The organism is Pedobacter suwonensis (assembly GCF_007833675.1).
GTDB lineage: Bacteria > Bacteroidota > Bacteroidia > Sphingobacteriales > Sphingobacteriaceae > Pedobacter > Pedobacter suwonensis.
In genome coordinates, this window is sequence record NZ_CP031708.1 from 3,669,805 (window position 1) to 3,690,824 (window position 21,020).

Annotated in this window: 10 protein-coding genes and 1 rRNA gene; 5 read left to right on the top strand and 6 right to left on the bottom strand. The window is 41.7% G+C overall.

Going from position 1 to position 21,020, the window contains the following annotated elements; translation table 11 throughout:
• Positions 1-211: 211 nt before the first annotated feature.
• The 3 genes from DV942_RS15165 to DV942_RS15175 form a co-directional block, all read right to left on the bottom strand.
• On the bottom strand, positions 212-4,543 hold the full coding sequence (locus tag DV942_RS15165; RefSeq protein WP_145858846.1) for a PAS domain S-box protein: 4,332 nt from the start codon (positions 4,541-4,543) through the stop codon (positions 212-214).
• 306 nt (positions 4,544-4,849) lie between these two features.
• Entirely contained in the window at positions 4,850-6,049 is a 1,200-nt protein-coding gene (locus DV942_RS15170; RefSeq protein WP_222431114.1) for a sugar transferase, read from the bottom strand.
• Positions 6,049-6,453, bottom strand: coding sequence for a response regulator (locus tag DV942_RS15175; protein ID WP_090988332.1), 405 nt, complete (start codon positions 6,451-6,453; stop codon positions 6,049-6,051). The genes DV942_RS15170 and DV942_RS15175 overlap by 1 nt, the downstream gene beginning before the upstream one ends.
• A 398-nt stretch (positions 6,454-6,851) precedes the next feature.
• Here DV942_RS15175 and DV942_RS15180 point away from each other — a divergent pair, with 398 nt between their 5' ends.
• The gene (locus tag DV942_RS15180) at positions 6,852-9,158 is read left to right on the top strand and encodes a PAS domain-containing hybrid sensor histidine kinase/response regulator (protein WP_145858849.1); all 2,307 of its coding nucleotides are present in this window, start codon (positions 6,852-6,854) and stop codon (positions 9,156-9,158) included.
• A gap of 490 nt (positions 9,159-9,648) precedes the next feature.
• Here DV942_RS15180 and dxs read toward each other — a convergent pair whose 3' ends face one another.
• Positions 9,649-11,577 (bottom strand): 1-deoxy-D-xylulose-5-phosphate synthase, encoded by a 1,929-nt coding sequence (gene dxs, locus DV942_RS15185; protein ID WP_145858851.1) that lies wholly within the window; start codon positions 11,575-11,577, stop codon positions 9,649-9,651.
• A gap of 203 nt (positions 11,578-11,780) precedes the next feature.
• Here dxs and DV942_RS15190 point away from each other — a divergent pair, with 203 nt between their 5' ends.
• From DV942_RS15190 to glmS, 3 genes are all read left to right on the top strand, one after another.
• Positions 11,781-12,524: a segregation and condensation protein A gene (locus DV942_RS15190; protein WP_145858854.1), complete on the top strand. Its 744-nt coding sequence runs from the start codon at positions 11,781-11,783 to the stop codon at positions 12,522-12,524.
• A 62-nt stretch (positions 12,525-12,586) separates the two neighbouring features.
• Positions 12,587-13,858, top strand: coding sequence for a serine hydroxymethyltransferase (glyA, locus tag DV942_RS15195; protein WP_145858856.1), 1,272 nt, complete (start codon positions 12,587-12,589; stop codon positions 13,856-13,858).
• Positions 13,859-14,007: 149 nt separating this feature from the next.
• Positions 14,008-15,846, top strand: a complete 1,839-nt coding sequence (gene glmS / locus DV942_RS15200; RefSeq protein WP_090988342.1) for a glutamine--fructose-6-phosphate transaminase (isomerizing) — start codon at positions 14,008-14,010, stop codon at positions 15,844-15,846.
• A 377-nt stretch (positions 15,847-16,223) separates the two neighbouring features.
• Here glmS and DV942_RS15205 read toward each other — a convergent pair whose 3' ends face one another.
• Both DV942_RS15205 and DV942_RS15210 read right to left on the bottom strand, forming a co-directional pair.
• Positions 16,224-17,597 carry a hypothetical protein gene (locus tag DV942_RS15205; RefSeq protein ID WP_145858858.1) on the bottom strand — a complete coding sequence of 458 codons (1,374 nt, stop codon included), beginning with the start codon at positions 17,595-17,597 and terminating at the stop codon, positions 16,224-16,226.
• Between the two features lie 58 nt (positions 17,598-17,655).
• Positions 17,656-18,354, bottom strand: coding sequence for a ComF family protein (locus DV942_RS15210; protein WP_145858860.1), 699 nt, complete (start codon positions 18,352-18,354; stop codon positions 17,656-17,658).
• A gap of 993 nt (positions 18,355-19,347) precedes the next feature.
• Between DV942_RS15210 and DV942_RS15215 the strand changes: the two genes are divergently transcribed.
• Positions 19,348-20,869: ribosomal RNA gene (locus tag DV942_RS15215) — 16S ribosomal RNA — on the top strand.
• The last annotated feature ends 151 nt before the right edge of the window (positions 20,870-21,020 follow it).

Sequence of the window (21,020 nt, forward strand, 5' to 3'; positions counted from 1 at the left end):
CTTTTTGATAAACTGTATCATCATTTGTATATTAACGAATGGCCATCCTTTCGACGTTAACGCGGAATCTATGCAGGCTATTTCGACTAAATATCATTGTTATAGCGTTACGATGCAATCGTTAATTTATTGATGCACGCGTTAGAAACGCGCGCAAGCGTGGACTTCGTGGTTCCCGTTTATTCTACTGATAATACAGCCTCCTGAAGCATTAATCAACCGCGTACCTTTTCTTTAATAATGGAATAAGGATTTCAATTTCCTGTTTCAGGAGTTCCACTTTGGCTTTCAGCGCGACGTGATCGGAAATATCCGGTTCCTGCATTCCGGAGCTGATTGTTGCAAGGTTGTTCAGTCCGGCTGAAGAGGCCATCCCGTATACCTTGTGTGAAAGTGAGATCATGATTTCAGGGTCTAACTGTACAATCATTTCATCTACCTGAACCAATATCTGGTTCAGCTGATTGATGGTGATGCCAATTATTTTTTTTATTCTATCGAGATCATTGTCCAGGTAGGACTCTAGTTTCCTACTGTCAAAATGAACAGGTTTTATGGTTTCAATGGCAGCTGCATTATCCTTTTTACCCTGAAGCAGCCATTTTTTTAATATGGTTTCGATATTTTCTTCTAAAACCGGCTTGGTAATAAAATCATCCATGCCTGCCTCCAGGCTTTTTTCCCGCTCACCCATCACATTTGCCGCAGTAAGGGCAACGATAGGCGTTCTTTTTCCTTGCTCAATCAGCCTGATTTCTCGGGAACATTGATACCCGTTCATTTCCGGCATCTGAATGTCCATGAAAATGAGGTCCGGTGATTCTCTTTTAAATACCTCCAGCGCTTTAACACCGTTTTCAGCTTCGAGTATTACGCTTCCGGGATGAAGTTTTTCAATCAGCGCGCGGGCCAGGAATCTGTTTACTTCATTATCCTCAACCACCATGAATTTAAATTCATTTTCAATGGTTTCAGATAAAGCCGATTGATCCGTATCATCAAATGCAACTTCAGGCGCTTTAAGCCTTGATAATACCTGGTAAAGCTCATGCATTTTGATCGGTTTTACCAACCGGTGTTCGATCTTCAGGTCTCTGCAGGCTTTGATGATTTTTTCATCATCTGAAGAACTGTGAAGAAGAATCAGCGGAAGTCTGTCCTGTTCAAGTGTAAAGCTTTCCCTGATTTTTGCCGACGTTTCCAGTCCATCCATGTATGGCATGTGGTAATCCATCAGGATGGCATCGTATATTCTTCCTTCTGCCAGAAACTGTAATGCTTCAAAGCCACTCCTGGCCTGGTCAGCCTGGATATTTTTAAGAGAGAGCATATTCACCAATATCTCCCTGTTATTGTCATTGTCATCAACCACAAGTACATTTGCGATGCTCTCTATTCCTCTCCATTCAATTGGCTCACCCTGTTCACATTTAAGGTTTACTTCGAAGAAAAAGGTACTTCCTTCTCCCGGAATGCTTTTGAGTTCGAGATGGCTCCCCATCATGTTTAATAACTTGTTGGAGATGGTTAGGCCTAAGCCGGTTCCGCCATATTTTTTGGTGGTTGAGGAATCTTCCTGAGAAAAAGCACCAAAAATCTTTTCCTGTTTGCTTTTTTCGATCCCTATACCGGTATCCCTTACGCTAAACCGGAATGAACACTGATTTTCTGCCTTACCCAGCTGCTCTATTCTAAGCTCTATTTCTCCTTTGGTTGTAAACTTAGCGGCGTTTCCTAATAAATTTATTAAAACCTGTTTTAAGCGCAGCGCATCAGTCCATACAAATCTTGGCAGATCAGGAGGGAGGTTTAACAGCATCTCCAGGCTCCTGGACTGAATTTGGTAAGTGGTGATGTCACTTGCCTGCCAGGCAATATCATACAGGTCACATTTTTCGATGTCGAGCTCAAATTTACCGGCCTCGATTTTTGAGAAATCTAAAATATCATTGATAATACTTAATAAAGCGTTTGCAGATTGGTTGACAATGGTAAGGTATTGTTTCTGCGTATCGTTCAACTGCGTTTTTAACACCAGGTCGGTGAAACCGATCACCCCGTTTAACGGGGTTCTTATTTCATGGCTCATATTGGCCAGAAATTCGGATTTGGCCGAATTGGCATGGTCGGCACGTAACCGCGCAACAGTTATTTCCTGCCGGTGTTTTACTGATGCAGAGATGTCCTGTGTGCAAATCATCATTCCGCCAATCGAGGTGTCCAGATGATACCATGGACGCATTTCCCAGGAAATATGTTGTGGCATATTCGTGCGGACATCCACATAAACGTCTTCATCTTTTTTCAGCACCTCGCCGCGGAGTACTTTTTTATGGTTATTTACACGGTCTTCTGACAGGTGCGGGAATACATCATAATACCACAGTCCTTCTATATCGTTTGTAATCTGCGTGTAGTTCTCTTTCCATTTTCTGCTGGCCGCAAGAAAGCGCATGTCCTTATCAAGCATCGCTATCGAAGCAGGTGCATTTTCGATAAAGGCGAGCAAGATGGCTTTCTCACGGGCAAGTGCTTTTTCGGTTGCTTCCTTTTGCGTAACATCCGTAGATATGCCGAGGTATCCGATAATTTTATCTTCCGAATCTCTGATGGAGGTAATGGATAGCGACACCCTTAAGCGTTTTCCGGATTTGGTGATGAAGGTAAAAAGCCGTTCTTTTTGAGGGCTGTCTGCACATTGTTTAAAAACATCAAAGCCTTTAACCGCGTAGCCCAGTGTAGCAGAAACACTGGTACAAAGTTCTTCTACTTCTGTTTTGTCATGAAGGATTTCTGGTGTTTGCTTGCCAATCATTTCTTCGGCAGTATATTCCAGCAATAGTTCTGAAGCCCGGTTGAAGACGGTAATGATTCCGTTGGTATCAGTAGCGATAATACTCACCGCTGTGGACGCTGAGAGCACATCATCCAGTAATTTTTTGGATTCAATCAGGGCCAGTTGAGCCCGTTTCTGTTCATCAATATCCTGGAATGTTCCATAGATGCGCTGCTTGGCATTTTCCGGAGATTCGGCATCGCCTTTTGCCCTAACCCAGAGTTCTTTTCCGTTAAAATCCCTGATCTCAAGCTCAAGATCCCATCCTTTTCCGGTCTGCACACATTCCTGAATGGCGTGTTGTATTTTTTCTCTGCTCTCCCCTTCTTTATAAAAATTAATTCCATTTTCCAATGATGGGACAAAATCTTTTGGCACAGCATGTATTTCTCTCGTTGTAGCCGTCCAAACAACCTTTCGCTCGTTCAGGTTAAGTTCCCATCCGCCTATTTTAGCCAGTTTACTGGTCTCCTCTAAAAGGTTTCGGGTATGGATGAGTTCATTTTCAAGCTTTTTCTGATCGGTGATATCAACGGCATTGCCCACAATGTAAGGCTTGTTATCCAGGTCTGTTTGCATGATATTAGAATACAACCAGATGGCGTGTTCTCCAGACTTCTTTTGCACCAGCATATTGCCTTTTGAATATCCATGTTTCGCGATATCAGACAGATATCTGCGCAAATTATCATGCCTTTCAACAGGAACAATATCAAAAAGACTTTTATTTTTTAACTCAGATTTTTTAAAACCGAGTATTTTCGCACCGGCGGAGTTAATGGAGATAAAGTTTCCATCCAGATCATGGGTACACATTAACCCCTGAGAGCTTTCAAAGAAAGCTTTAAACTTTTGTTCGCTAACCTTCAATGCCCTGTTTTTTTCAAATTCAGCGGTTACATCACGTCCGATGGCAAAAAAGTTTCCGTTTGCTTTTTCAGCTGTTGCGGTCCATTGAATCGTTTTGTATTGGCCATCTTTGGTGATGACGGGGTGTGTAAGCTCACCAGATGGCTGACCATTTTTTAGATTCCCCCAAATTTCACGAACCGCTTTTAAGCTTTGTGAAGGAATAAAGTCGAAGATTGATTTTTGCTTCAACTCCGTTTCATCATATCCCAGCTGTTTATTAAAGCCGGGATTTACCTTTTTAAATTTTCCATCCGGTGCCAGAATACAGATCAGATCTTCTGAATCGTTAAATAGTGTACGGAAATTTTTATATTCTTCTTTTTTGCGGCGTTCTATGATGAGTGATATGGCCTCTTCAGCAAGTAAAGAAAGGATCCGTTGCTGGCTGGCTGTTAATTTTTTGGGCGCTAAATCGGCTACACATATAGAACCCAGTGTAAATCCATTAGGATCTATTAAAGGATATCCGGCATAAAACCTTACCCTCACGCCATCTTCAGATAGCGCATGGTGCCTGAAACGGTCATCTTCAAGTGTATCCTCTACAATAAATACCTCTTTGCCAAGCAGGGGATACTCACATATTGCAATGCCCCGGGGTACCTCATCTATATCGAGGCCGGTTGTGGATTTATACCAGATCCTGTCCTTTTCTGCGAAAGAAATCAATGATATTTCGCATTCGCAGATTAATGAAGCGATCTCAGTGAGTCTGTCAAATCCCCGCTCTTTTCCGGAGTTTATGATTTCGTAATTATAAAGTGCTTCCAGACGAGCATTTTCATTTTGTTGCATTTCAATCTTTTTGTCAGGCAGAGCGTTGTTAACTAACTGATAACTTGCAATAGACACAAATTATTTTAAAGCCTGCTTTTTTTATTTTTCCACCTTTACGTTAACTGTTAACCTTATTTTGCTATCTTTTAATATTACGATTAGTTGATGAATATCAAAAACAAAATTTTAAATATGTGATTTTTACGGAGTTTTTATTCATGGTTTCATCTGATAAGTATTTTAAAAGAATAGGTTTTCTACCCGTTCAATAGCGATTAAAACAGGAATAAAATTTTGGTGGTCGGGTGGAAAGGAGCTGATAAACTAAACGCTTTCTTTTTGAAACAGGGCAGGTATTGTTTTTAAAATAAGCTTAATATCGTTCGTAAAACTTTGGTTCTTCGCGTATTCATTGTCAAGTAGCAGGCGCTCTTCTTCACTCATTTCACCTTTCCCCCTTTTTTCAACCTGCCATAATCCGGTTATTCCTGCTGGCGCGGCAAACCGCAGTACATACCGGTCTGTAGTTAGTTTTTCTGCTTCATAAATAGGCAATGGCCGGTTCCCCACAATGCTCATGTCTCCTTTAATTACATTCCATAACTGGGGAAGTTCATCTATACTCGTATTTCTGATGAAATTGCCAACCCTGGTTATCCGTGGATCATTCGCGATCTTGAAAAAAGCAGAGCCACTATTCGTAGCAAAATAACCACCATCTTTTTCGCACCACTGCACACCATCTCCGTAAAGCGGATACTGGCATTTTCCGGCCGGTAAGCAATCCTGGCAAAGAACCGAATCGGGCGTTGTTGTTTTCTGTTCCTTCTTATCTATATCATACTGGTTGAGGTGTATCAGATCCTTAACTTTTTTATCTGCATCTACATACATCGAACGGAATTTATAAAATTTAAAAACTTTAAATCCTGTTCCTGCACGCAGCGAATAGTAAAAAACAGGGCCTTTGGATTCCATCCATATCGCCAAGGCAACAATTAACAGCAGTGGGAAAAGTATAAATAAGGCCGAGCTGGCAAAGAAAATATCAAAGGCTCTTTTTGCCAGGCCGATAGGGCGTATTACATTTGGCCTGATGGAAAGGCTTTTGGTTAGTGCCTCCCAGTTTTTAACGAAAAAAATAACCCGTTTCTCTACACGTTCTATCTGCATGGGCAGCCTGAATACATCTGATATGCCCGCGGTTAGGGCGAGTATCCTTAAATTTGGATTAAAGTATTTAACAACCAGAAAAAAAGGTACGCTTGGCATCTGTATATTTTTGAGCGTTTCAATAAGCGTAAGCCCGCCGTTAGACAGGATTTCGCTGTTTGATATGATGGCTACAATTTTAAGGTGCTGTTCTGTCCATGCCTGTGAAAGCTTTAGTCCATTGTCAAAATACACAAGCCGCAACCCTTCGAAATTACAGCTTTCGAAAAAGGTACGTTCTGTATAATTCTCGAAACCGACCATGGCAATAATACCTGGTTCAACGGAGCCGTTGATCTGTTTCTCTACCATTAAAAATTGCTTTTTCCGGCACGTCTTAATACCATTTTTATTCTGGCTTCCAGTTCGGCAGGATTGAAAGGTTTAACCATAAAATCATCAGCGCCGGCTTCCAGGCATTTTATGCGTTTATTAGAACTTTCTTCTCCGGATAGAATCATAATGGGCAGGGAGCTGAAAAAGTCGCTGGTTTTTAACTGTTCGATTAACTCAAGGCCACTCATATTAGGCGTATTCAAATCTGAAATAATCAGATCCGGAATATTTCCGTTCTGTAGAAACGTGAGCGCGTCTATGCCATCAGGCCTGATATCGATGCGGTATCTCGGCTGCAATATTTCCTTCAGTATTGCCTGCATAAATTCGTCATCTTCAACAAGCAGGATATGTATTTTAGGATTATTCTGTTGATTCATTGGCGAAGAAGCGTTGATTGGGGAACTTCAAAGTGATTTTTTGTGCAATCTTTATATGAAAGTAGCTGCCAAGTATTTGAATGTACAATTGATTTTTAATGTTTATTAGGTCTGTTTAGCCGTTAATAAATCCGAAATTATTTAGAATTTAACAATAATAATTTAATTTAGTCACGGTTACATTTTAGTACAATAATAACAAAAAAAAAGGCAACTTGTTCATTATTCTTATGAGGAGTGTAAAAAAAATCTCTTAATAAGCTGGTAGGATACGTGATTAATTTTTCGCTTCAGGCAGAACTTTGATTTCTTGTTTATTGTTTCTGAAAATAAGGCGTAACTTTAATATCGGATATTAATGAGCGGCAGTACCCTAATAAAATTATTATAGTATCAAAATGATAAGCAGAAACCTTTTGTCCCTTGACAGTGCACAGCTAAACAGGCTATTCCCATTCTTCGTTATTGCTGACGCAGATATGAATATTGTGGAACTGGGGGATAAACTGAAGGAAATTTGTGGTAACAAGGTTGGTGAATCCATTTTCGATTATTTTACTGACCTGCATTTTGATGAAGACATTGAGGATGGTGGTTTAAAGAACAGCTGGATCACCCTGAAACAGCAGCCTGTACGCTTAACCGGTAAATGGGAAAAGATTGCTGCACAAAACCTGCTTTTTTTTGCCGGATACGGGCAATCCTTACTTAATGAAATTCAATTAGCTGAAAATGAGGCAGGTGTAAATCGCGATGACAGTAATAACAATTCAACGCAAAGGCAGCTATTTTCGGTGACTGAATACAGTTATCACCAGGTGATCGAAAATATGAGGATCGGTTTGGTAGAGCTTGACCTGGCCGGGCATATTGTTTATGCAAATAGCAGTTTCTGTGAAATCTGCGGCTATGAGCTTATTGGTATTAAAGGCAGATTGCTGTCAGAACTGTGGGCCGGCAGGATATTTTCGGAGGATGGTGATGCCATAGGTTACGATAACATCACATCAAAGGTAAGCGAAATACAGTTTTTAGATACAAAAGGTGAAAGGAAATGGTGGTTGGCGTGTAGCAGCTTAAGTTTTAACCATGAGCATGAACAAATCGGTTCTCTGCTGATTAATTTTGAGATTACCTATCATAAAGAACAGAAACTGGAGCTGATGGCCGCTAAATCAGAAGCTGAAAAAGCTGTCAGCAGTAAGGATATGTTTTTGGCAAATATGAGTCATGAGATCAGAACGCCCATGAATGCCATTATCACGATGGCCAACCAGCTGGCTAAAACCAATCCAACGGTTGAGCAGGATTATTGCGTTCAAACCATACAGACCGCATCGAAAAACCTGTTGGTCATCATCAATGATATCCTGGACCTTTCTAAAATTGAGGCGGGCAAAGTGAATCTCGAATCTATTGGACTCGATATTTCAAAAGTACTCAGGGAAGTGATCCAGGTGATTAAACATAAGGCGGAAAAGAAAGGCCTGATTATTGATTATTTCCAGCCTCATCATGATGAGATTGCTCCGGTATTGATAGGCGACCCCTACCGGATTAGCCAGATCGTGTTGAACCTGCTGAGCAATGCTGTAAAATTTACCGACAAAGGATCTGTATCCCTTAAGCTGAGTCTTTTGGAAAATTTTGATGATGCCCAGGAAATTGAGATTACGGTGAAGGATACCGGGATAGGAATGCAGCCTGAATTTGTTAAACGTCTTTTTGACAACTTTAGCCAGGAATATGAATCTGTATCACGCAGGTATGGTGGAACGGGATTGGGTATGAGCATATCAAAAAAGCTTGTTGCCCAGATGGGGGGATATTTTAACATTAAAAGCGAAAAAGGAAAGGGCTCTGAAATTTCGTTTGTTATCCGGCTGATGAAAGGTGTTGGCGAGGATCTTCCGGTGGAGGAAAAACTGGTGCTGAGCGACGACCTGTTTTCGGGCAAAAGGATTCTTATTGTTGATGATAACGAAATGAACAGGCTCGTTGCTTCTACGGTATTATTGAACTACGGTTGCCAGATTATGATAGCTGAGAATGGCCAGATGGCCATTGATATGGTTGATAAGGATGATTTTGACCTGATTCTTATGGATATTCAGATGCCGGTTCTGAATGGTTATGATACTACAAAGCTGTTGCGTAAAGGCGGCTTTAAAGGCCCCATCATAGCGCTAACCGCTTCAGCAATAATAGGGGAAAGGGAAAAATGTATAGCCGCCGGCATGGATGATTATATTGCAAAGCCTATAAAAGAAGACCTTTTTATTACGGTAATTGATAAATGGATGGTAAAAGGCGCTGTTGAAACCGTTCAGCCAGAGGTTGAGGTCCCGCTTTACAGCCTGGATGGTCTTTACGTAATCAGCAAAGGGCGGGAGGATTTTGTGACTAAAATGATTCAGATGTTTTGTGATCAGATGCCTTCTGCCGTTAGCGACCTGAACCAGGCTTTAGAAAATACTGATCTTCCAAAAATATCAACGCTGGCCCACAAACTTAAATCAACCATTGATCACCTGGGCATTGTTTCCATTCAGCGTGTGATCAGGGATATAGAAAGCCTGAGTGACGAAAATGCGCCTGTTTCAGAACTGATTCCTTTGATTGCACAGGTTAACCGTGTGATTGATCAGGTAGTTTCAGACCTCCAAACCGAAATTAATAGAAGGAACCAGGATTTGGCTGATTAGTCTGCATCAAAGTAGCTGAAATGATTAAATAAGTCATTTTGGGCTGCTGGTAATGCTGACAGTTCGTTTTGCAGATTAAATATTTAAATGCAAATCGTTAGCCCCTAACCAGCAGGGATATTGCTTTTAAAACATTTGCAAAAATTAATTAGGCACTGAAACACAGAAATCACGGAGGAAATTAAAATTTTTCCATGTTTTTCGTGGTTCCGTGGCATACATAACGCTTAGGCATTCGCAGAAAGATCTACAACTATTTAAATGCAAATCGTTAGCCCCTAACCAGCAGGGATATTGCTTCTAAAACATTTGCAAAAATTAATTAGCCATTGAAACACAGAAATCACGGAGGAGATTAAAATTTTTCCGTGGTAGACATAAAGCTTAGGCATTCGTAGAAAGATCTAGAACTAACAGTGAAAAGTTAAAAGCGATTTCCTGCCCTAACCAGGCATGGTATTACCATTAATGCAAAATGGATTTAGCGGGATTATCCCGCCATTTTATCTGTAACACGTTTAACCGCAACATTTTTAACTGCTTTAACGATGGCGTCTTTATCATAACCGCATTCTGCCCAAAGTTCAGGTTGTTCTCCGTGGTCAATAAATTTATCCGGAATCCCGAGTCTGACCACCTGGGCATTATAATGATTATCGGTCATAAATTCTATTACCGCCGAACCGGCACCTCCTGGTAATGAGCCGTCTTCAACCGTAATGATGTGTTTGTATTTAGCAAATACCTCGTGTAATAAAGCTTCATCTAAAGGTTTTATGAAGCGTAGATCATAATGCGCCGGATAAAAACCCTCGCTATTTAATTCTATACATGCTTCAACAGCAAAATTACCAACGTGTCCGATGGTTAATAAGGCTACATCTTCACCATCGCAGATTTTACGTCCTTTGCCAATCTCCAATGCCTTAAAAGGTCTCTTCCAGTCAGGCATTACCCCATTGCCGCGCGGGTAACGGATAACAAAGGGTCCTATATTTTCTTGTTGAGCAGTAAACATCAGGTTGCGAAGCTCTTCTTCATTCATAGGAGAAGACACGACTAAATTCGGGATACAACGCATGTAGGCAATATCATAAGCGCCGTGGTGTGTTGCTCCATCAGCACCTGCTAAACCTGCACGGTCTAAACAGAATACTACGTTCAGCTTTTGGATGGCCACATCATGGATTACCTGATCGTAGGCCCGCTGCATAAAGCTTGAATAAATATTGCAGAAAGGAACCAAGCCCTGTACGGCCAGGCCTGCTGAGAAAGTTACCGCGTGCTGTTCTGCAATGCCCACATCAAATGCGCGCTTTGGCATTGCTTTCATCATGATATTTAATGATGAGCCTGAGGGCATGGCCGGAGTGATGCCTACAATTTTATCGTTAGCCTCGGCCAGTTCAACCATCGTATGCCCAAAAACATCCTGGTATTTGGGAGGCTGTGGTTTATCAGAAATGCTTTTTTTAATTTCGCCGGTAATCTTATCAAAAAGACCGGGTGCATGCCATTTGGTTTGGTCTTTTTCTGCCAAAGCAAAGCCTTTGCCTTTAACGGTAACGCAATGCAACAGTTTCGGGCCCGGAATGGCAGCAAGATCTTTAATAACCTGTGCCAGGCGTTTTACATCATGCCCGTCAACAGGGCCAAAATACCTGAAATTTAACGCTTCAAATAAATTGCTTTGTTTGAGTAAGGTGCCTTTAATGCTCTTCTCTATTTTCTTAACATACTTGTGTGCATTAGGGCCAAGTTTAGAGAGTCCGGTGAGTACATGAGAAATATCATCGCGGAAACGGTTATATGATTTCGAGATGGTGATGCTGGTTAAATATTCTTTCAGCGCCCCAACGTTCGGATCGATAGACATGCAGTTATCATTCAGGATCACCAATACATTGCTGTTTTCAATGCCGGCATGGTTTAATCCTTCAAAAGCTAATCCGGCTGTCATAGCGCCATCGCCGATAACGGCTACGTGCTGCCTGTCGGTTTCACCCTTTAATTGCGAAGCCACCGCCATGCCCAAAGCGGCCGAAATGGAAGTAGATGAGTGGCCTACACCAAAGGTATCGTATTCGCTTTCTGAAATCTTTGGGAATCCGCTGATGCCACCGTACACCCGGTTGGTATGGAATAAATCCCTTCGGCCGGTTAATATTTTATGTCCGTATGCCTGATGGCCTACATCCCAAACCAACTTATCGTAGGGCGTATTTAACGCATAATGTAAGGCAACTGTTAGTTCTACAACACCTAAACTGGCACCAAAATGGCCGCCATTTACACTTACTACGTCAATGATATATTGTCGTAATTCCTGGCTTATTTGTTCTAAGTCAGATTCGCTATATTGCTTTAAATCAGCAGGATAGTTGATTTTAGATAATAGGGGGCCAGCTTTTACTTGCATTCGTAATTTATAGTGAAAAACAAGATACAAAGTAAGTTAAATTTGTTCTAATATAGAAGAGAAAAATAGCGCTTTATTATAGCCGGGTAAGCGGCTGGCAGTGAACGCTTAGCGTGGAGCGTTTGGCAGAGAGCGGACCGAAGATTGCGCATAGCCTTTTAAGTTAGAAGACCTGAAAATTTTCATTATGTTTGTTGCTACACATGCAGGCAGAGAATTTTGAGATAAAGCTTCCGGTATTTGAAGGTCCCTTCGATTTGTTGCTGTTCTTTATTGAACGCGATGAACTTAATATTCAGGATGTGGAGATCTCGAAAATCACCAACGATTTTTTGGCCTATATCCACCAGCTCCTGGCGCTAAATGTAGAAGTGGCGAGCGAATTTATTTTGGTTGCGGCTACCTTGATGCGTATTAAATCTAAAATGTTGCTGCCCAGGATTGAGGTAGACGAAACGGGCAGCGAAATCAACTCTGAGCAGGATCTTATTGCCAGGCTGATTGCCTACAAACAGTTTAAATCTGCAGCAGAAGAGATGAAGCGGTATGAAGAAGAGCGGTTAAAACAAAATCATAGAGGTAATATTGTATACGATCTTGCACTGGCTGCGGCATCTTCTGCCCATCAGGATGAACTCTTATCCCTTGATCTGTATAAGCTTTTAACCGTTTATCACCGCACCATGCAAAGGTATGAGTTGCGTAGTGAAGAAGTAAAGCATACGGTTGTACAATATCCCTATACGATCGAACAGCAAAAACACTTTATCGCCAACTTGCTTGATATCAATAAACAGATTGATTTTGCCCTGGTGCTTAAAAATTCGGAAAACAAAGTGCACTTCGTTTATAACTTTCTGGCCATTTTGGAAATGCTGCAACAACAAATCGTTGAGATAACCATTGGGAGTGGCTTTAACAACTTTAATGTGAAAGCATTATCTTAAACAAGCGCGAATTAAATTTGAAATCCTTACTTTTGCCAAAAAAATACAAACCTAAATATACAATGACACGCGACAACCAGATTTTCGAACTTATCGATAAAGAGTTAAACCGCCAGGAACATGGTTTAGAGCTTATTGCATCAGAAAACTTTGTAAGCAAACAAGTGATGGAAGCTGCCGGATCGGTATTGACCAACAAATATGCAGAAGGCTTACCGGGAAAACGTTACTATGGCGGTTGCCAGGTGGTAGATGTGGTAGAGCAGATTGCGATCGATAGGGCAAAAGAATTGTTTGGAGCAGCGTGGGTAAATGTTCAACCGCATTCTGGTGCGCAGGCCAATGCCGCGGTAATGCTTGCTGTTTTGCAACCAGGTGATAAAATATTAGGATTTGACCTTTCTCATGGAGGACACTTAACACATGGTTCGCCGGTTAACTTCTCGGGTAAATTATATCAGCCTTTATTCTATGGCGTAGAAAAAGAAACCGGACTAATTGATTATAAAAAATTAGAGGAAGTTGCTTTGGCTGAAAAACCGAAACTGATTATCTGCGGTGCATCTGCTTATTCACGTGAGTGGGATTATGCTTTTATCCGTGCAGTAGCCGATAAAATCGGCGCTTTGGTTTTAGCTGATATTTCCCATCCGGCTGGTTTAATCGCTAAAGGATTGCTGGCCAACCCACTTCCACATTGCCATATTGTAACCACAACAACCCACAAAACTTTGCGCGGACCACGTGGCGGTATGATTATGATGGGACAGGATTTCGAAAACCCATGGGGATTAAAAACGCCAAAAGGCGAAACCCGTTTGATGAGCAATTTGCTTGATATGGCAGTTTTCCCAGGTACGCAGGGCGGTCCGTTAGAGCATATTATTGCAGCGAAGGCAATTGCTTTTGGCGAAGCTTTAAGCGAGGAATACGGAATATATATTAAACAGGTAGCGGCTAATGCACAGGCCATGGCGAAGGCATTTGTAGCAAAAGGATATGGCATCATTTCAGGGGGTACGGATAACCACCTGATGTTGATTGACCTGCGCAATAAAAACATCACAGGTAAGGTAGCCGAAAATGCTTTGGAAAAAGCAGAAATTACGGTAAATAAAAATATGGTTCCTTTTGATGATAAATCGCCGTTTGTAACTTCTGGTATCCGCGTAGGTACGGCTGCTGTTACAACACGCGGGTTAAAAGAAGCTGAAATGGAACAGATTGTTGAATTAATTGATCGGGTTTTAACCAATCCGGAAGACGAAACGAACCTAAATACGGTAAAAGCTGAAGTGATTAAATTGGTAAGCGCATTTCCACTTTATAAATAAGCTTAACTAATTCGATTTACTAATGATATAATGAAAGCAGCTACATTTTTGTAGCTGCCTTTTTGATTTAACTAAAACATCTTTAGCGCTTAATACCTGAAACAAACGTTTGTTTTATATATTTGGCAAATAAAATATAACTAGAATTTATGTGTGGAATAGTAGGCTATATTGGCTATAGAGAAGCCTGGCCAATTGTACTTAAAGGCCTTAAAAGATTGGAATACCGCGGTTATGACAGTGCTGGTATCGCAGTAATGAATGAAAGCGGTGAACATATTTATAAAAAAGCGGGTAAAGTAGCCGTATTAGAGGAGTTTGCTCAAGATCAGGATAAGTCTGGTACGATTGCAATGGGCCATACCCGTTGGGCTACCCATGGAGTTCCCTCTGACCGCAACTCCCATCCACATACTTCAAATAATGGTAAGTTATCAATTATTCATAATGGTATTATAGAAAACTATGCTACTTTAAAAGAGGAGTTGATTAGCAGAGGTCATGAATTTAAAAGCGATACCGACACGGAGGTATTAATTCATCTGGTAGAAGAAATCCAGAAAATCGAAAATATTGATCTTCTGGAGGCTGTTCGTTTAGCCTTGAAGGAAGTAATTGGTGCTTATGCTATAGTGATTATGGACCAGGATCATCCAGATCGGCTAATTGTGGCCAGAAAGGGCAGCCCGATGGTCATTGGTGTGGGCCAGGGAGAGTACTTTATTGCTTCTGATGCTACACCGATTGTTGAATACACCAAAAATGTAATCTATCTCAATGATAATGAAATTGCGTTAATCACCAAAGATGATCTGTTGGTTAAAAGGTTGGATAATGTAGTGCAAACGCCATTGATCCAGGAGCTGCAGTTAAAGCTGGAAATGCTGGAGAAAGGTGGTTTCGATCACTTTATGCTCAAAGAAATTTATGAGCAACCGCGTTCCATTAAAGATTGTATGCGTGGCCGTATCTACCCGGAAGAGGGTAAGGTGCAGCTTGGCGGCATTAAAGAGTTTGCAGAAAAATTAAAAAATATAGATCGCATCATCATTGTGGCCTGCGGAACATCCTGGCATGCAGGTTTGGTTGGCGAATACCTGATTGAAGAATATGCCCGCATTCCTGTTGAAGTTGAATATGCATCAGAATTCAGGTACAGAAATCCGATTATCACCGAAAAGGATGTGGTGATTGCCATTTCGCAGTCTGGAGAAACAGCTGATACTATGGCGGCTATTGAGATGGCTAAAGAACGTGGTGCAACCATTTTCGGCATCTGCAATGTAGCAGGCGCTTCTATTCCACGTTTAACACATGCTGGTGTTTACACCCATGCCGGACCTGAGATCGGTGTGGCATCAACAAAAGCATTTACGGCACAGGTAACCGTTTTAACTTTAATGGCTTTTTACATGGCCCAGCAAAAGGGAACCATTACCACTTCAAAGTTAATTGAACTTTTAACCGAGCTTGACCATATTCCTGAAAAAATTCAGGTTGCTTTAGAGTCGAACAACCTGATTAAAGAGGTAGCGGAAAAGATTAAAGATTCTACCAATTGTTTGTTTTTGGGTAGAGGAAGTGGCTTCCCGGTAGCTTTAGAGGGAGCCTTAAAACTGAAGGAAATTTCTTATATCCACGCAGAAGGATATCCTGCTGCGGAAATGAAACATGGTCCGATTGCCTTAATTGATGAGGAAATGCCTGTTGTGTTTATCGCAACGCAAAACTCATCTTACGAAAAAGTAATCAGTAACATACAAGAGGTAAAAGCCAGAAAAGGAAAAGTAATTGCCATTGTGACCGAAGGGGACACCGAAGTGAAAAAAATGGCCGATTACTGCATCGAAATCCCTGATGCCAATGAAGCTTTTTTACCGCTCCTGGCAACCATACCGCTTCAGTTATTATCGTATCATATTGCGGTAATGCGTGGCTGTAACGTAGATCAGCCAAGAAACCTGGCCAAATCGGTAACAGTTGAATAATTTTACAACAAAACAGATAAACAGAGCAGTTGCATTAATTTGTAGCTGCTTTTTTGTTTATCGGCGTATTTAGATACAGACTTTGTTAAATAAGACCGATCGGATAGGTATCGGATGTACGGATGCCCTTTCTTAACAACATTTTTTATATCGATAAATTTGAACGGCAGGAGGTAAAGCGGGGCGGGTGGCCGCCATTAGCACCAGTTTTCACTTTCTAAAAAGAATAAAAGTAAAACTGATCTTTAAGAAGGCCAAAAAAGTAAAGGGCCGATATTCTTCAGAAGAAATCGACCCTTACCATCTAAATTAACGCTCTCGGATATATAAACGCAACTTCATGCGATTTGGTTTTGAGAAAATATAAAAAAAACCTATTATTTCTCGTAACTACCTAAGGTTGAGGGATAAAATCTTTCATTTTCCATTATATCTTTGTTAAGATAAATACTGAAATAAGGATCGGCAGTTAAATCAGCACCTTTTTTTCTGGCTGAACTGTTTGCAGCGGGTTCAAAATTGTACTGTTCCTGGTGAATAAAGGAAGGGTCGATGTTTAAAATGTTGCCATTCCCGTTATAAGCATTGTTGGTGGATCGGATCAGGTTATGTGATAGATTGAGCTGCAAATTGGCAGCAGTTTTTTGTTGTATATCCAATTCGTTGACTAAACTTCCCCAAATGATATTATTGGTTAAATCGACCTGAAGTTTATGGTAAACATTTGCTGATAAATAATCTGTAAAGCTCAGTGAGGCTGTTTTGCGCGGAAAGTTTAAATTGTAGCCAGCAAAGGTGTTCTGTTTCAGGTTATAATTCCCTCCTCCAACAGCGTATATCAAATAATTTCCGCAATTATACATCAGATTATTAAAGGCTAACAGTTCTGAATGATAGCCAATATAGGCTGCCACCTGCATGTTTTTAATAATACTATTACTTAAAATTAATTTTGGGTTGCTGTTTAACGATAAAGAATCGGAGATAATGCCAACAGATGCGTTTTTAATGATCGCATTTTTAATCAGCCCTTGTCCGGTTCTTTTTAAGAAAATTCCCTTCCATTGTCCGGGCTCATCATTATAAATGCTTTCAAGCCGGTCGCTGCAAAACAGTACAGGTTCGTTTAAGCTGCCGTTAACGATCAGGTTTCCCTCGATGTTTAAACCGGCATCCTTATGGAAATAGATTTTAGTTCCCGGCTGGATGGTTAATACAGTACCGCTTTTCAGGGTTAACGATCCGTTAATAATATAGGGCAGCGCTTTTGTCCAGATGGTATTTGTGCTGATGGAAGATTCATTAATGAACACCGCATTTTGCCCGTAAGCTAAAAGCTGAATGACCTGTTTATTCCCGTTTGTTTTTAAAATGATCGAATCTTGCACCAGAAAGGGCAGGCTATTGGCATTGGGGTTGATCGAAACCTTAACAAAAAGATTTATTGAATCCCGACCGTTTATGACAAGATCATTTTTATAAGTTGTTTGTTCTCCGTTAATATTGATGCCAAAAGCAGAAGTGCGTCCGCCAGCTAATTTAATTTCCGATACTTTAACCGCATCATTATTGTTGTTAATGATTTTGACTATTCTGACGGTTGAGCCTATTGAAGTAAAAATGGTATCGAATAATATTTCTTTACTGGAAAAGCTGAGCCTGGCATCTGGGTTTGTGCTAATGTTTTCATTCTTCCGGCAAGCCGAAGCAATGAATAAGATGAGTAGCAATAAACCAGTATTTAAACGCATAAATCAAACTTAAAAAATGTTTGGCTACTTGCAAGGGTATTTGCAGCGCATTCAATCATTATTCTGCGAAGGCAAGTGCTGTTATGCTTACTTTTCCTGCCTCAGCGGCAAATAGTGCATCAGCGCAGGCTTCAAGCGTTGCACCGGTGGTAATTACATCGTCAACCAATAAAATATGTTTGCCCATGATATCTTCCTGAAATTCTACCTGGAATACATCCTTCATATTTTCATAACGGTTATACCTGCTTTTTTTGGTTTGGCTTTCAGTAGAAGTATTTCTAATAAGGTGGTCCCCGCTGATGCCGGTACCCATTTGTGCTGCAATTCCTTCTGCAATGAACATGCTTTGGTTATATCCCCTCATTTTGTATTTCTTGCGGTGTAAAGGAACCGGAATCACCAGGTCAATGTCCTGGTAAAGCGTTGCTGTTCTCAGCCTTTCTCCCAACATATTACCCATCAGGACTCCAACATCAGTTCTTCCGTTATATTTTAAATTGTGGATTAAGTTCTGAACTTTCGTTCCTTTTCTAAAATACAACATGGCCATTGCCGCATTAACTGGTAAGCGGCCCCAAAACTGCCTGGCAACCCTATTGTCTGCATATTCATGATAATCGGTAAAGGGGAGGTCGTACAGGCATTTCGTGCAGATTAAATACTCGCTATGGTATAATGCTACACCGCAGGCGTTGCAGAGGTTTGGAAATAGCAAACCAATTAAATCATTACACCATTGTTTAACCTGAAGCATAAACTAATTTATGAAATTTTTATGAGGAATACACATGTTGTGAGTTTTCGGGTTTGTTTTTCTTTTTAGCAAAGCAGGGTCAGAGGTACTATATAAGCATGTTCCCGCTATTTGCTCCAAATCCTCGCTGCGCTGCGGGTTTTTCGCTGCTATCGGGTTTAGGTGGGCAGTTTCTTCCGAATTTTCAAGTGGCCGGGCGCAGGGGAAACTTTGGAAGCTTTAATGGGCTTCTCCAGCCGATCCGTCATCCTGGCTACCGGAGCTTATCAGATCCTGGAACTGTTCAGGACGGTGCTAAACAGGCAAAATACATAATTGTTTTGGCTTGGCGAAAAATATTTCCCGTTGAAAACCATGAACTTACGCTGGGATGAACAACATTTAATAAATATCCTTTGGTGTTGTAGAGAATTTTCCTACTTTTGCATCCCGCTTCGGAGGAAGGGATTTGTTGACAAGATGGCTCAGAGAGATGGAGGGCAGGATTTATTTTAAAATAAATATTGCGTAAGAGAAAAAGATTGCTACCTTTGCAGCCCGGTTCGGAAGAGCGGAAGCTGGTGAACACCGGCATATTGAAATAGGGGGAAAGAAAAAAAAGAGAGGCTGAAAAATAAAAATTATTTTATTTGGAAGTTCAAAAAAGATTCCTACCTTTGCACTCCCAACGGAAACGAAGGGAAAACAAAAAAAAGATCAGGTAGCGGATGTTACAGCGATCAACAGAAAAGATTGAAACAGACGGAAACACGTTCAAGACAAACAAGACCTGAACGAGCTGAAATCTGGAGATATATAAAGACGGGCCGCGAGGCAACAACAGTCGATAAGTTCTTAAAAGAGATGTCAATGTAGCGCAGTGAGGTAATGAAGTACGTATTCAAGTACAGAATGCCTGACTGAATTTTAAAGTCAATGTCTGACAGACATAACAAAAAAAGAAGACTATTTTTAACGATAGTTAAAACTGGTCAGTATTGAACAACACATTTTACAATGGAGAGTTTGATCCTGGCTCAGGATGAACGCTAGCGGCAGGCCTAATACATGCAAGTCGAACGATACTTTCCAGCTTGCTGGAGAGGAAAGTGGCGCACGGGTGCGTAACGCGTATGCAACCTACCTTCATCAGGGGGATAGCCCGGAGAAATCCGGATTAATACCGCATAAAATCACAGGATGGCATTATCCAATGATCAAACATTTATGGGATGGAGATGGGCATGCGTGTCATTAGCTAGTTGGCGGGGTAACGGCCCACCAAGGCGACGATGACTAGGGGATCTGAGAGGATGGCCCCCCACACTGGTACTGAGACACGGACCAGACTCCTACGGGAGGCAGCAGTAAGGAATATTGGTCAATGGAGGCAACTCTGAACCAGCCATGCCGCGTGCAGGAAGACTGCCCTATGGGTTGTAAACTGCTTTTATCCGGGAATAAACCTAAATACGTGTATTTAGCTGAATGTACCGGAAGAATAAGGATCGGCTAACTCCGTGCCAGCAGCCGCGGTAATACGGAGGATCCAAGCGTTATCCGGATTTATTGGGTTTAAAGGGTGCGTAGGCGGCCTGTTAAGTCAGGGGTGAAAGACGGTAGCTCAACTATCGCAGTGCCCTTGATACTGATGGGCTTGAATGGACTAGAGGTAGGCGGAATGAGACAAGTAGCGGTGAAATGCATAGATATGTCTCAGAACACCGATTGCGAAGGCAGCTTACTATGGTCTTATTGACGCTGAGGCACGAAAGCGTGGGGATCAAACAGGATTAGATACCCTGGTAGTCCACGCCCTAAACGATGAACACTCGCTGTTGGCGATACACAGTCAGCGGCTAAGCGAAAGCGTTAAGTGTTCCACCTGGGGAGTACGCCCGCAAGGGTGAAACTCAAAGGAATTGACGGGGGCCCGCACAAGCGGAGGAGCATGTGGTTTAATTCGATGATACGCGAGGAACCTTACCCGGGCTTGAAAGTTAGTGAATGATTTAGAGATAGATCAGTCCGCAAGGACACGAAACTAGGTGCTGCATGGCTGTCGTCAGCTCGTGCCGTGAGGTGTTGGGTTAAGTCCCGCAACGAGCGCAACCCCTATGTTTAGTTGCCAGCATGTAATGGTGGGGACTCTAAACAGACTGCCTGTGCAAACAGAGAGGAAGGAGGGGACGACGTCAAGTCATCATGGCCCTTACGTCCGGGGCTACACACGTGCTACAATGGACGGTACAGAGGGCAGCTACATAGCAATATGATGCGAATCTCACAAAGCCGTTCACAGTTCGGATTGGGGTCTGCAACTCGACCCCATGAAGTTGGATTCGCTAGTAATCGCGTATCAGCAATGACGCGGTGAATACGTTCCCGGGCCTTGTACACACCGCCCGTCAAGCCATGGAAGCTGGGGGTACCTAAAGTATGTAACCGCAAGGAGCGTCCTAGGGTAAAACCGGTAACTGGGGCTAAGTCGTAACAAGGTAGCCGTACCGGAAGGTGCGGCTGGAATACCTCCTTTCTGGAGTAGCGTTGACTACTCACTGCGCAACATGATATTTCTAAATAAGGTAGAGGGTAAAGAGGTAGAAGGTATAGGGTTCAAGGACCATATCGTTCAAGCTGATACCATATACTTTATAACAAAGAGAAAAAAAAGAAACACCCAGAAG